This window comes from Microbulbifer mangrovi, assembly GCF_002009015.1.
Classification (GTDB): domain Bacteria; phylum Pseudomonadota; class Gammaproteobacteria; order Pseudomonadales; family Cellvibrionaceae; genus Microbulbifer; species Microbulbifer mangrovi.
Map to the genome: position 1 here is coordinate 1 of NZ_LZDE01000308.1, position 12,580 is coordinate 12,580.

The window sequence follows — 12,580 nt, forward strand, 5'->3', positions numbered from 1 at the left end:
ACCGGTGCCCTCACCATCGTCGATGGCGACAACCTGGCGCTGGTTGGTGATGTCAGTGTGGCGAGTGCGGACCTGGCCCTGCGTGGTGAGGCAACACAGGCGGACGCCAGCCAGCTGGTGAGCGCCGGGGATATCGCGGCTTCTGTAGCCAGCTGGAATGCCGGTGACGAAAGCCTGGTGCGCAGTGGTGGCAGCCTCACACTGGAGAGCGCTGGTGATATTTCCCTGTATACCCTGGATCTGGCCGAAGCGCTTTTCCTGCTGAGTAGTAGTGGCGCCATTTCGCTACGGGACAACGTAACGGCGGGTGCAAACGTGCAACTGGATGCGGAGGGTGCCGTGTCACTGGCCGCGCTACGCACCCTGCATGCCGGTGGTGATTTCACGCTCGATGGACAGCGCTTTGACATGGGCGATGAAGCGCTGCTGGAGGTGCTGGGCAATACCATTATTCGCACGCGTGATGGCCAGGTACTGCACACCCTGGATCTCGCCGGTAATGCCGACATCACGAGCGGTGGTGATTGGACGCTGAACAGCGATCTGTCGTTGACTGGCGACCTCACGCTCGCCGTCGCTGGCGACGTGGCACTGCTCAGCGATGTGAGTATTGGCGGCAACAGTGCGATTACCGCGGATGGCTCCCTGCTGCTGCAGGAAGGTCGACAGCTGGATAATGCCGGCGACTTCTCCGCGCAGGTGGCCAGCTGGCAGATGGAAACTGGCAGCCTGCTTCAGGTTGGCGGCACTACCGATATCGATAGCGCCGGCGATATTGTGCTGGCCCAGTTTATCGGTGGTGGTGACACCGGCCTGGTTAGCGACGGCGCGATTCAGTTCGAAGAGCGTGCTGAAGTTTTTGCCAACCTGAACGTGGATGCCGCATCGGCACTGGCCCAGTCGCAGGGACAGCGCATTGTGGTTCACGGTGACTTTACTGCACGCGCAGCCAGCTGGCAGATGGACAGCGATGCGCGTATTCAGATTGTCGGCAGTGGCAGCGTGGATCTGGATGGCGATGCGGAACTGCAACTGCTGAACCTGGGCGGCGACCTTGCGCTGCAAAGTGGCGGTGATGTCGCACTGCAACGCAATATCTACACCGGCGGTGCGCTGACCCTGGATGCGGCGGGAGATGTCAGTCAGGCCGCGTCCACGCTGCTAAAAATAGGCGGCGCGGTCGACATTGATACCAATCGCTGGAGCATGGGCGCGGACAGCCGCCTGGACGCGCAGGGGGCCGTTCGGGTCTACAGCACCGAAGATATGTTGTTGTCCGCACTCAGCAGTAGCTGGAGCGGGGATTATGCCTTTGATCTCCAGACCCAAGGCAGTATTGCCGGACGCGATGACGCCGAGTTGCACCTGCAGGGAATTGCCGGCGGACGCAGCTATCTCAGCGCGGCCACCGGTATTGGCAATGCGTTGGTGATGGACCTGCCGTGGATATCTGCAGTCAGTGACGAAGGCGATATCAACCTGATCCTGCTGAACGATGCCCACGCTGAGCTGTTGTCCGCGGAAAATGGCGAAGTGCAGATCCGTGCTTTTGGTGATGTGGATATTGAAGAGCTGATCGGCACACCGCACCTGTGGATTGATGGCTTCCTGCTCGCCAACCGCCTGACTGTGCCGCAGGGCACTTTTATCGGTGGAGAAGGTGTTCAGCTCAATCAGGTCAACCTCACCACTTCCGGTCCGCTGGAAGTGCGCGGTCCCAGTATTGAGATCAATGTCGATAGCCTGGGCAGCGAGGAAACCTTCCTGACCCTGACCGGGATAGATGGCGCAGCGGCCCAGTGGGTGGGGGTCAATGTGGATAACACGGACCGCCTCACCATAGACCGCCTGTTTACCGACTACGGTGCCATCGCCACCAGTGGCGATCTCCGCCTGGATAGCGCAGAAGTCTTTTCCGCACTGGATCTGGAAAGTGGCGAACTGACACTTGCCCTGGACAATGTTGACCTTTCACCCCAGGGCGTCAGCGGCCAGCTGGTAACCCCCTACGGGGAGTTCTGGCTGGATACCCAGGGCAACCTGTTGATGACCAATGCGCAGGTCACCCGCTATCGGGATCCCGTGGTGCTCACTTATCAGGGGAAAGAAGGGGAGTATGTTGAGGGTGAGCTCGGCTTCTCTCGTCTATCTATCGAATACCAGCTGGAGAACTCGATTCAGGGGGAAAAGGCCTCTGGCCGCAACCTGTGGAAACTCTGGTACAACCGGCCGCTGGACTACATGAACAGCGATGATGGCGATTGGCAGCCCGTGGAGTGGCTGGATCCCTACGAGTATGGCGAGCTCGACTCGGACGAAGAAGAAGCAGACTACGCAGAAGTTTCCTCTGGCGAAGACCTCGCTTACCGGGACTGATCCCGGCTGACGAGTAGACACTTCCGGCCTGGTGGCCGGCAGCGATCAATAAATGATAAAGCCGGCGGGATACTGCCGATCGAGATGGTGAACAGAGTGGCAAAAAGAGTGACAAATTTTGAAGTACCGGCACTGGCGCTACTACTGGCAGCGGGGAGCTGGAGCACAGGTTCCCTCGCGCAGGATGTGTCCGCGATCGACCATATCCGGGGCGCCGACGCGGGCGCCCGGGAGACGGAAATACGGCGGCGGGAAGAGCGCCTGCGAGAGCGCAAGACCTCCGAAGCACTGCCTTCGCTGGAAGAGATACAGGTGGTTGGCGATCCGAGTGCCAGTGAAGGCCCCGAGTTCGAGCTGCGCAGTGTGCGTTTCACGTCCTCGGAGTTGCTCTCCGAGCAGCAGTTGCGGGATATCGCCACTCCTTTCCTTGGCCAGCAAGTGAATCACGCGCGGCTGATGGAGATGATCGAGGTGATTAATCGCACCTATCGTGAACAGGGGGTCTACACCGCGGTGGCGGTGCTGCCACAGCAGGAAATCAAAGACGGCGTGGTCGTGGTGCGCCTGATTGAAGGTAAGCTCGGTGAGATCCGTTTCGAAGGCAACGAATACACCTCTGAGGCCTTCCTGGCGCGCTGGATGACGGATCACCAGGGGCTGGAAACCGTCGACATGCCCCGCCTGCAAGCGGATATCCTCGAGTTTAACCGGGTGCATGACGAACGTATCCGCGCGGAGCTGCGCCGCGGGGAGTCCTTCGGGTTGACGGATATTGTGGTCACCGTAGAGGAGCCTGAACGGGGTTACTTCCAGGCCTTTACCGATAATTACGGCTACGAAAGCTCCGGCCGCGAGGAGCTGGGTTTTATGTATCGCCGCCAGCACCTGCTCAGCGATGGCGACCGCTCTATTGCCTATCTCTCCGGCAGTGAGGGTGCACAGTCCCTAAGCCTCAGTTACAACCGTCCGCTGGGGGGATCTCGCTGGCGGGTGGGTGGCAGTGGCTCGGTGACGCGCACAGACCTGACCGAAGGTGACTTCGCCACCAGTGAAGTTGCGGGTGACTCCTATCGCGTGGGGCTGGAATCTTCTTGGCTCGCCTGGTCCGGTGAGAGGCTGTGGCTAAACCTGCTCGGTGCAGCGGGCTACACGCGCTCGACAACCGAGATCGCGGGCGTGGTCTTCAGTGACGATGCGATCACCCAGGGGCAAGCCGGGGTTAGCCTGAACTGGGTTGGGCGCCAGTGGCAGGTCAGCGGTCGGCAGATGATCTCCTACACCGATTTTGACGATAAGTCGGACGTTGGTGGTGCGCGACAGGCTACCAGTGAAACGCTGTATAACGGTGGGCTGACCGGCTATTACCGCTATCGCGACAGCGGTTTCTATGGCCTGCTGCTTTCGGAATGGCAGTACAGTGGCGGCCAGCAGTTACCGGGTTCTCTGTCCTTTGCGCTGGGTGGCCCCACCAGTATCCGCGGTTACCTCCCGAGCGCAGTCAGTGGCGATCGGGGCTGGTACGGCCAGGCGGAAATTCACTATGACGGCTGGCGGTTGTGGAATGTGGCGGTAGAGCCTTACCTGTTCTTTGACTACGGTGAGGCAACGTCACTGGACCCCTCGAGTGAAGGGAGTGGGAACCTGCGGACACCGCTGTCGTCTGCGGGCATTGGATTGGGCCTTGCCGGCGCGCGATGGGGAGCTACCCTGTCGGTGGCTGAAGCTGGCAAACTGGTCACCCCGAATCAGGACGAACACGCGTTTTACGCGCGTCTGAACTTCCGCTATTGACGCCCTGGTTCAATCCTTCTTCCAATAAGGGAACCCCGGGTAGCGGTTACCCGGGGTTTGCCACCTTTGATTTGTCGATCAATACCAGTCGCGACTCAGGTCGCAGTGGCGGCATCCCGACAGCAAACGATCGAATTCCCGTCCATCCATGGCAACCAGTGTTTCGTGGTCCCCGGATTCGAGGTAAACCGTATCCCGGCGGCCGAGGCTACTATCTACCAGCGTTGTGATCCCGTATGCCGGTCCCAGTGGGGGCAGGGCACCGAGCTCACAGTCGGGGAATGTGCTGCCGAACTCTTCCTCTCGCACCATTTCCAGGTGGTTGCGTCCGGTTTCGTCGTAGACCGCACGCATATCCAGACTGGCGCTGGCGGGAATGATGACCATCACCATGCCGCGCTCGTCGCGCAGCAGAATGGCCTTCGCCACGCGATCTTCACGGACGTCGGCCTTGTGTGCCGTTTCGCAGCTGGTGGCGCTGTGGGCGTGGGGGATGACTCGGTATGCGGCCGAGTGATCGTTCAGGTATTGACTGACTGTGGAGGCCATAGTCATGTCGCGTCCTCCTCTGTTTCGCACCGCGAGTGCTTTACTTGAGTGTAGTTTCACGCCTCGCGAGCGCGCAGGTTCCGGGCCATTTTCCAAGAGTAGATAGCGGTTGACAGGACAATTTTTGGCCCGTAGACTTCGCGCTCCTTTTCGCCCGCCCTCGGGGCTGCGTAAGAGGACGTTCTTTAGATTTACAACTGGAGTTTGATTCCATGCAGGGTCAACGCATCCGAATTCGCCTGAAGGCTTTCGACCACAAACTGATCGACACGTCTACTCAGGAGATCGTCGAGACGGCCAAGCGCACTGGCGCTCAGGTACGCGGTCCCATTCCGCTGCCGACTCGTAAAGAGAAGTACACCGTGCTGATCTCTCCGCACGTCAACAAAGACGCGCGCGACCAGTACGAAATCCGTACTCACAAGCGTTTGCTGGACATTGTTGAGCCCACCGAGAAAACCGTTGACGCGCTGATGAAGCTCGATCTGGCGGCCGGTGTTGAGGTTCAGATTAGTCTCGGCTAACACTTCAAATTAACTACCGAATCCCGAACGAAAAAGGTTCGGGTAGTGTAACGCTCTGAAATTGGGCGGCCGCAGTGGGTTAAAGCCCCGTGCACTGAGAGGTTGAAAAGATGACTATAGGTATTGTCGGCCGCAAGAGCGGCATGACTCGCATCTTCACTGAAGATGGCGCGTCTATCCCGGTAACTGTTATCGAGGTAGCTCCGAATCGCGTCACTCAGGTGAAAACTCAGGAAACTGACGGCTACTCCGCAGTACAGGTAACTGTGGGTGCTCGTAAGGCTTCCCGTGTCTCCAAGCCCCAAGCGGGCCACTTCGCCAAAGCCAACACAGAGGCTGGCTCTGCTCTTTTCGAACTGCGTACTGACGGTTCTGAAGAGTCCTTCGAAATCGGTTCTGAAATCACTGTTGCTAGCTTCGAAGCTGGTCAGAAGATTGACGTAACCGGCACTTCCAAAGGTAAAGGTTTCCAGGGCGGTATTAAGCGCTGGAACTTCCGTATGCAAGACGCTACCCACGGTAACTCCCTGTCTCACCGCGCCCCCGGTTCTATCGGTCAGTGCCAGACTCCTGGTCGTGTGTGGAAAGGCAAGAAGATGGCCGGTCACATGGGTGCTGAGCGTGTAACTACGCAAAACCTGGAAGTGGTTCGTGTGGATGCCGAGCGCAACCTGCTGCTGGTTAAAGGCGCTGTTCCCGGAGCTCCGGGTGGCAACGTGATCGTTCGTCCGGCTGTGAAAGCCTAAGTCTGAGGGTAATTAGATATGGAACTGAATATCGCTGCTCCCGAAGGCGCCAAAGGCACTGTAGCTGTCTCTGAAGTGGCTTTCGGTCGTGAATTCAACCAGGACCTGGTACACCAGGCCGTCGTCGCCTACATGGCTGGCGCGCGCCAGGGCACCAAGGCCCAGAAAAACCGTTCTGCGGTTTCCGGTGGCGGCAAGAAGCCTTGGCGCCAGAAAGGTACTGGCCGCGCTCGCGCCGGTACTATCCGCAGCCCGCTGTGGCGCTCCGGTGGCGTAACTTTCGCTGCTGAGCCGCGTGATCACAGCGTCAAGCTGAACAAGAAAATGTACCGCGCTGCACTGCGCTGCATTCTCTCTGAGCTGGCTCGTCAGGAGCGTCTGGTTGTTGTTGAGTCTTTCGACGTGGAAGCGCCGAAAACCAAGCAGCTGGTAACCAAGCTTGCCCAGTTCGATCTGTCCGAAGCGCTGATCGTGACCGAAGAGGTTAATGAAAACCTCTACCTGGCCGCGCGCAACCTGCACAAGATCGATGTTCGCGACGTACAGGGTATCGATCCGGTAAGCCTGATTCGCTTTGACAAGGTCGTGGTTACCGTTTCTGCACTGAAGAAAATTGATGAGGTGCTGGGATGAACCAAGAGCGAATCTACAAAGTACTGCTGGGTCCGGTAATTTCTGAGAAAGCTGCTGTGCTGGCGGACGCCGCCAACCAGGTAGTCTTCAAGGTTACCACCGACGCTTCCAAAGCCGAGATCAAGGCAGCGGTAGAGAAGCTGTTTAACGTTTCTGTTGAGCAGGTTCGCACCGTGAACGTAAAAGGCAAAACCAAACGTACTCGCTACGGCATGGGCCAGCGTAACGACTGGAAAAAAGCCTACGTTCGCCTGGCTGAAGGCAGCGACATCAACTTTGAAGCTGCTGAGTAAAGGGGAAAGTTACAATGGCAATTGTAAAGACAAAACCGACCTCTGCCGGCCGTCGCCACCTGGTCAAGGTTGTTAATTCTGACCTGCACAAGGGTGCGCCTTACGCGCCGCTGCTGGAGAAGAAGTCCAAGTCCGGTGGTCGTAACAACAACGGTCGCATCACTACCCGTCATATCGGTGGTGGTCACAAGCATCACTACCGCGTAGTGGATTTCAAGCGCAACAAAGATGGCATTCCTGCCACTGTTGAGCGCCTGGAATACGATCCCAACCGTAGCGCGCATATCGCTCTGGTTTGCTACGCCGACGGTGAGCGCCGTTACATTCTTGCACCGAAGCACTTGAAGGCCGGTGACAAGGTCCAGTCCGGCGACGCTGCGCCGATCAAAGTGGGTAACACTTTGCCGCTGCGCAACATTCCGGTTGGTTCCGTGATTCACGCCATCGAGCTGAAGCCTGGTAAAGGTGCTCAGCTGGCCCGCTCTGCCGGTGCCTCTGTACAGCTGGTTGCCCGTGAAGGTCAGTACGCGACTATCCGTCTGCGTTCTGGCGAAATGCGTCGGGTTCTGTCCGAGTGCCGCGCCACCCTGGGTGAAGTGAGCAACTCCGAGCACAGCCTGCGCAAGCTGGGTAAAGCAGGTGCCAAACGCTGGCGCGGTGTTCGTCCTACCGTTCGCGGTGTGGCGATGAACCCGGTAGACCACCCGCACGGTGGTGGTGAAGGTCGTACCTCTGGTGGTCGTCACCCTGTGACGCCTTGGGGTGTTCCGACCAAGGGTAAGAAAACGCGTAAGAACAAGCGCACCGACAACATGATTGTACGTCGTCGCGGCAAATAAGCCGCGCGATGTCTGAGCTGCTAGAGAGGAATCGACAGTGCCACGCTCATTAAAGAAAGGTCCCTTTATTGATCTGCATTTGATCAAGAAGGTGGAGGCGGCGATTGAGAAAAATGATCGTCGACCGATTAAAACCTGGTCCCGCCGTTCCATGGTTATGCCGGAAATGGTGGGCCTGACGATTGCCGTTCATAACGGTCGTCAACACGTGCCCGTTCTGATCAACGAAGAAATGGTTGGTCACAAGCTGGGCGAATTCGCGGCTACCCGCACTTACCGTGGCCACGCTGCGGATAAGAAAGCGAAGAAGCGCTAAGCCGAGGTTATAGAGATGGAAGTACAAGCAAAATTACGCGGTGCTCGTCTGTCGGCACAAAAGGCGCGTCTGGTAGCTGATCAGATTCGCGGCAAAGGTGTCGAGGAAGCCCTGGATATCCTGGCTTTTAGCCACAAGAAGGGTGCTGCGATCGTCAAGAAGGTTCTGGAATCTGCTATCGCTAACGCCGAGCACAACGACGGTGCCGACGTTGATGAACTGAAGGTTTCCACAATTTTCGTGGATGAGGGTATGACCATGAAGCGCATTAAGCCGCGTGCGAAAGGTCGTGCTGATCGTATTCTGAAGCGTACTTGTCACATTACTGTGAAAGTAGCCGAGAAATAAGAGAGCAGGCGAGAAAACCATGGGACAAAAAGTACATCCTACCGGCATTCGTCTGGGTATCGTTAAAAAGCATACCTCCGTATGGTATGCCGGCAGTGACGAGTACGCAGACAAGCTGTACACGGATCTGAAAGTTCGCGAATACATTCGCAAGAAACTGGCCCACGCTTCCGTGAGCCGTATCGAGATCGAACGTCCGGCCAATACCGCTCGTGTGACTATTCACACTGCGCGTCCGGGCATCGTGATCGGTAAAAAAGGTGAAGACGTAGAGCGTCTGCGCAACGAGCTGACTTCCCAGATGGGTGTGCCCGTGCACATCGACATCGAAGAAGTTCGCAAGCCTGATCTGGATGCCACTCTGGTAGCCCAGAACGTTGCTCAGCAGCTGGAGCGTCGCGTTATGTTCCGTCGCGCTATGAAGCGTGCCGTACAGAACGCAATGCGCCAGGGCGCTGAAGGTATCAAGATTCAGGTGGGCGGTCGTCTCGGCGGTGCTGAGATTGCGCGTACTGAATGGTACCGTGAAGGCCGTGTGCCGCTGCACACTCTGCGTGCCAACATCGACTACGGCACTTATGAAGCCAGTACTACCTACGGCATCATTGGTGTGAAAGTTTGGATCTTCAAAGGCGAAGTCATCGGTGACGAAATCCCCGAAGAAAAGCCAGCGAAGACTCGCAAAAAAGCTGCTAAATAAGGGGTGCGCAGATGCTACAACCGAAGCGTACAAAATTCCGCAAGGTACAGAAGGGTCGCAACCGCGGTCTTTCCCAGCGCGGCTCTAAAGTGAGCTTTGGCGAGTTCGGCCTTAAGGCCATCGGTCGTGGACGCATTACTGCGCGTCAGATCGAAGCGGCTCGTCGCGCAATGACCCGTCACGTTAAACGTGGCGGTAAGATCTGGATTCGTGTGTTTCCGGACAAGCCCATTTCCAGTAAGCCCCTCGAAGTTCGTATGGGTAAAGGTAAGGGTAACGTAGAATACTGGGTAGCTCAGATTCAGCCGGGTAAAGTCCTCTATGAAATGGAAGGCGTATCCGAAGAACTGGCTCGCGAAGCATTTGAGCTCGCGGCAGCCAAGCTGCCTGTAAAGACAACTTTCGTTAAGCGTTCGGTGATGTAATGAAGACTGCAGATCTACGCTCAAAGTCTGTTGAAGAACTGAACCAGGAACTCCTGAGCCAGCTTGAAGCACAGTTCAAGCTGCGTATGCAGAAGTCCACCGGTCAGCTGACTCAGACCCATCTGCTCAAGCAGACTCGTCGCGACATTGCTCGCATTAAGACTGTGTTGACCGAGAAAGCAGGTAATTAATCATGGCTGAAGCAAAACTGAAGCGTACTCTGACCGGCAAGGTTGTGAGTGACAAGATGGATAAAACCGTCACCGTTTTGATCGAGCGCCGTGTTAAGCACCCGATCTACGGCAAAATCGTGAGCAAGTCCACCAAGCTCAAGGCACACGACGAAAACAATGAATGCGGCATCGGTGATGTTGTGACCATTGAAGAGTCTCGTCCGCTGTCCAAGAGCAAGGCCTGGTCTTTGCAGAAAATTGTAGAGCGTGCGGCGAAGGTTTAACCCCTAGCGCATTGAAGAGTTTCGGAGAGGAACGATGATTCAAGCGGAATCCTACTTAGAAGTAGCCGATAACAGTGGGGCTCGCCGTGTCATGTGCATCAAGGTGCTGGGCGGCTCCCACCGTCGCTACGCTGGCGTTGGCGACATCATCAAAGTAACCGTTAAGGAAGCCATTCCTCGCGGTAAAGTGAAAAAAGGTCAGGTAATGAACGCGGTTGTGGTTCGCACCAAAAAAGGTGTGCGTCGCCCGGACGGCTCCCTGATCAAATTTGACGATAACGCAGCGGTACTGCTGAACCAGCAACATGCGCCGGTTGGCACCCGTATTTTTGGCCCGGTAACTCGCGAGCTGCGCGGTGAGAAGTTCATGAAGATCATCTCACTGGCTCCCGAAGTTATCTAAGCCACGAGCGGAGAGATAGTAATGCGCAAGATCAAGCGTGACGACGAAGTGATCGTTATCGCCGGTCGCGACAAAGGCAAGCGCGGCACCGTACGTAAGGTGCTGAACGATGGCCGACTGATCGTGTCCGGTGTTCAGATGATCAAAAAACACCAGAAGCCGAACCCCCAGATGGGTGTTGCCGGTGGCATCGTAGAAAAGGAAGCCGCTATTCAGGTTTCCAACGTAGCCATCTTTAACCCGAGCACTCAAAAAGCTGACCGGGTAGGCTTCAAAGTACTGGAAGATGGCACTAAGATTCGCGTCTTCAAATCCAGCGGCGACGCCGTTGACGCATAAGTCAGGTGGAAAACATGGCAAGGCTTAAAGAGCTCTACACCAAAGAACTCGCGTCCAAGCTGAAAGAAGAGCTGGGACTTGAGAACGTAATGTCCGTGCCGCGCATCACCAAAATCACCGTCAACATGGGTGTCGGTGAAGCGATTGGTGATAAGAAGGTACTGGAACACGCAGTCAGTGACATGACTGCGATCACTGGTCAAAAACCCATTGTGACCAACGCGCGCAAGTCTATCGCGGGTTTCAAAATCCGTGATGGCTGGCCGATTGGCTGTAAGGTAACTCTGCGCGGTGAGCGCATGTATGAGTTCCTGGAGCGACTGATCGGTATCGCGATTCCACGTATCCGCGACTTCCGTGGCATTAGCCCGAAGCAGTTCGACGGTCGTGGTAACTTCTCAATGGGTGTAACCGAACAAATCATCTTCCCGGAAATTGACTACGACAAAGTAGACAAGATCCGCGGTCTGGATATTTGTATCACTACTACAGCAGCTAACGACGACCAAGGTCGTGCACTGCTGAAAGCATTCAACTTCCCGTTTAAGGGTTAAGAGGATTCCATGGCGAAGAAATCCATGATTGCGCGCGAGAACAAGCGCGCTCGAACCGCAGCTAAGTACGCTGAAAAGCGTCAAGAGCTGAAGGCGATCATCGCCAGTACCACTGCTTCTGAAGAAGAGCAGTGGGAGGCTCAACTCAAGCTGCAACAACTGCCGCGCGATGCAAGCCCGGTACGTCAGCAACGCCGCTGTCGTATCACTGGTCGCCCCCACGCTGTCTACCGCAAATTCGGCCTGTGCCGTAACAAACTGCGTGAAGCAGCCATGCGTGGTGATGTCCCCGGCCTGGTTAAGTCCAGCTGGTAATACGGCAGACTTGAGGAGTCTTAAGTAATGAGTATGCAAGATCCGTTGGCAGATATGCTGACCCGCATCCGCAACGCCCTGGGCCGCGGAAAGGGCAGTGTTTCCATGCCTTCTTCAAAACTGAAAGTAGCTGTAGCCAACGTTCTGAAAGACGAAGGTTACGTTACTGGTGTAGCCGTCAGCGAAGGCGCCAAGCCCGAACTGACCATCGAACTGAAATACTTTCAGGGCAAGCCGGTTATCGCTGAGCTGGATCGGGTTTCCCGTCCGGGCCTGCGTAACTACGCCGGTAAAAAAGCGTTGCCGTCCGTACGCGGTGGCCTGGGTATCGCGATCGTTTCCACCTCTCAGGGTGTGATGACTGATCGTGCAGCCCGTCAGGCTGGCGTCGGTGGCGAAGTGCTCTGCACCGTATTCTAAGCGGGGGTTGAAATGTCTCGAGTAGCAAATGATCCAGTTCAGATCCCCGCTGGCGTTTCCGTTGACCTGAAAGGTCAGGACATCGCCGTAAAAGGTGGTATCGGTAATCTGAACTTCAACATCCACTCTGATGTGGAAGTTAAGCAGGAAGAAGACCAGCTGAAGTTCGCTGCGCGCAATGGCTCCAAGCAGGCGCGCGCGCTCGCGGGTACTACCCGTGCGCTGGTAAATAATATGGTGGTCGGTGTCAGTCAGGGTTTCGAAAAGAAATTGCAGCTGAACGGCGTAGGTTACCGTGCGAAAGCATCTGGTAAGACCGTTAACCTGACTCTCGGTTTCTCTCACCCGATCGATTACGCACTTCCGGAAGGCGTAACCGCAGAGACTCCGAGCCAGACTGAAATCGTACTGAAGAGCAGCGACAAGCAGCTGTTGGGTCAAGTGGCCGCAGAGATCCGCGCATTCCGTCCGCCGGAGCCTTACAAAGGTAAGGGTGTCCGTTACGCCGACGAGCGCGTGTATCGCAAAGAGGCCAAGAAGAAGTAAGGCATA

The 12,580-nt window shown here is 56.5% G+C and carries 20 protein-coding genes; 19 read left to right on the forward strand and 1 reads right to left on the reverse strand.

What is annotated here, in order from left to right:
- Both B4U49_RS19105 and B4U49_RS09790 read left to right on the forward strand, forming a co-directional pair.
- Positions 1-2,376, forward strand: a 2,376-nt coding sequence (locus B4U49_RS19105; RefSeq protein ID WP_158078596.1) for a translocation/assembly module TamB domain-containing protein, incomplete at its 5' end; no start/stop codon positions are given.
- 108 nt (positions 2,377-2,484) lie between these two features.
- Positions 2,485-4,167 (forward strand): ShlB/FhaC/HecB family hemolysin secretion/activation protein, encoded by a 1,683-nt coding sequence (locus B4U49_RS09790; RefSeq protein WP_158078597.1) that lies wholly within the window; start codon positions 2,485-2,487, stop codon positions 4,165-4,167.
- Positions 4,168-4,245: 78 nt separating this feature from the next.
- Here B4U49_RS09790 and B4U49_RS09795 read toward each other — a convergent pair whose 3' ends face one another.
- Positions 4,246-4,722, reverse strand: coding sequence for an aminoacyl-tRNA deacylase (locus B4U49_RS09795; protein WP_078084416.1), 477 nt, complete (start codon positions 4,720-4,722; stop codon positions 4,246-4,248).
- A gap of 206 nt (positions 4,723-4,928) precedes the next feature.
- On the opposite strand from B4U49_RS09795, the gene rpsJ reads away from it, so the two are divergent.
- From rpsJ to rplF, 17 genes are all read left to right on the forward strand, one after another.
- Entirely contained in the window at positions 4,929-5,240 is a 312-nt protein-coding gene (gene rpsJ / locus B4U49_RS09800) for a 30S ribosomal protein S10 (protein WP_066967210.1), read from the forward strand.
- Positions 5,241-5,350: 110 nt separating this feature from the next.
- Positions 5,351-5,986 (forward strand): 50S ribosomal protein L3, encoded by a 636-nt coding sequence (rplC, locus tag B4U49_RS09805; RefSeq protein ID WP_078084417.1) that lies wholly within the window; start codon positions 5,351-5,353, stop codon positions 5,984-5,986.
- An 18-nt stretch (positions 5,987-6,004) separates the two neighbouring features.
- Positions 6,005-6,619: a 50S ribosomal protein L4 gene (rplD, locus tag B4U49_RS09810; protein ID WP_078084418.1), complete on the forward strand. Its 615-nt coding sequence runs from the start codon at positions 6,005-6,007 to the stop codon at positions 6,617-6,619.
- Entirely contained in the window at positions 6,616-6,912 is a 297-nt protein-coding gene (gene rplW / locus B4U49_RS09815; RefSeq protein WP_078084419.1) for a 50S ribosomal protein L23, read from the forward strand. The genes rplD and rplW overlap by 4 nt, the downstream gene beginning before the upstream one ends.
- A gap of 14 nt (positions 6,913-6,926) precedes the next feature.
- A complete protein-coding gene (rplB, locus tag B4U49_RS09820; RefSeq protein WP_078084420.1) occupies positions 6,927-7,751 on the forward strand; it encodes a 50S ribosomal protein L2 in 825 nt (274 codons plus the stop codon).
- Between the two features lie 37 nt (positions 7,752-7,788).
- Entirely contained in the window at positions 7,789-8,067 is a 279-nt protein-coding gene (gene rpsS / locus B4U49_RS09825) for a 30S ribosomal protein S19 (RefSeq protein ID WP_078084421.1), read from the forward strand.
- A gap of 15 nt (positions 8,068-8,082) precedes the next feature.
- The gene (rplV, locus tag B4U49_RS09830; protein ID WP_078084422.1) at positions 8,083-8,415 is read left to right on the forward strand and encodes a 50S ribosomal protein L22; all 333 of its coding nucleotides are present in this window, start codon (positions 8,083-8,085) and stop codon (positions 8,413-8,415) included.
- A gap of 19 nt (positions 8,416-8,434) precedes the next feature.
- Positions 8,435-9,115 (forward strand): 30S ribosomal protein S3, encoded by a 681-nt coding sequence (gene rpsC / locus B4U49_RS09835; protein ID WP_078084423.1) that lies wholly within the window; start codon positions 8,435-8,437, stop codon positions 9,113-9,115.
- Between the two features lie 11 nt (positions 9,116-9,126).
- Positions 9,127-9,540, forward strand: a complete 414-nt coding sequence (rplP, locus tag B4U49_RS09840) for a 50S ribosomal protein L16 (protein WP_066967193.1) — start codon at positions 9,127-9,129, stop codon at positions 9,538-9,540.
- Positions 9,540-9,731 (forward strand): 50S ribosomal protein L29, encoded by a 192-nt coding sequence (rpmC, locus tag B4U49_RS09845; RefSeq protein WP_043320803.1) that lies wholly within the window; start codon positions 9,540-9,542, stop codon positions 9,729-9,731. The genes rplP and rpmC overlap by 1 nt, the downstream gene beginning before the upstream one ends.
- A gap of 2 nt (positions 9,732-9,733) precedes the next feature.
- On the forward strand, positions 9,734-9,997 hold the full coding sequence (gene rpsQ / locus B4U49_RS09850) for a 30S ribosomal protein S17 (RefSeq protein ID WP_078084424.1): 264 nt from the start codon (positions 9,734-9,736) through the stop codon (positions 9,995-9,997).
- 34 nt (positions 9,998-10,031) lie between these two features.
- The gene (gene rplN / locus B4U49_RS09855) at positions 10,032-10,400 is read left to right on the forward strand and encodes a 50S ribosomal protein L14 (RefSeq protein ID WP_078084425.1); all 369 of its coding nucleotides are present in this window, start codon (positions 10,032-10,034) and stop codon (positions 10,398-10,400) included.
- Positions 10,401-10,421: 21 nt separating this feature from the next.
- Complete coding sequence (gene rplX / locus B4U49_RS09860; RefSeq protein ID WP_078084426.1) at positions 10,422-10,739, forward strand: 50S ribosomal protein L24; 318 nt, start codon at positions 10,422-10,424, stop codon at positions 10,737-10,739.
- A 14-nt stretch (positions 10,740-10,753) separates the two neighbouring features.
- Complete coding sequence (rplE, locus tag B4U49_RS09865) at positions 10,754-11,293, forward strand: 50S ribosomal protein L5 (RefSeq protein ID WP_078084427.1); 540 nt, start codon at positions 10,754-10,756, stop codon at positions 11,291-11,293.
- A 9-nt stretch (positions 11,294-11,302) separates the two neighbouring features.
- The gene (rpsN, locus tag B4U49_RS09870) at positions 11,303-11,608 is read left to right on the forward strand and encodes a 30S ribosomal protein S14 (RefSeq protein WP_078084428.1); all 306 of its coding nucleotides are present in this window, start codon (positions 11,303-11,305) and stop codon (positions 11,606-11,608) included.
- A gap of 27 nt (positions 11,609-11,635) precedes the next feature.
- Complete coding sequence (rpsH, locus tag B4U49_RS09875; RefSeq protein WP_078084429.1) at positions 11,636-12,028, forward strand: 30S ribosomal protein S8; 393 nt, start codon at positions 11,636-11,638, stop codon at positions 12,026-12,028.
- Positions 12,029-12,040: 12 nt separating this feature from the next.
- Positions 12,041-12,574, forward strand: a complete 534-nt coding sequence (rplF, locus tag B4U49_RS09880) for a 50S ribosomal protein L6 (RefSeq protein ID WP_078084430.1) — start codon at positions 12,041-12,043, stop codon at positions 12,572-12,574.
- The last annotated feature ends 6 nt before the right edge of the window (positions 12,575-12,580 follow it).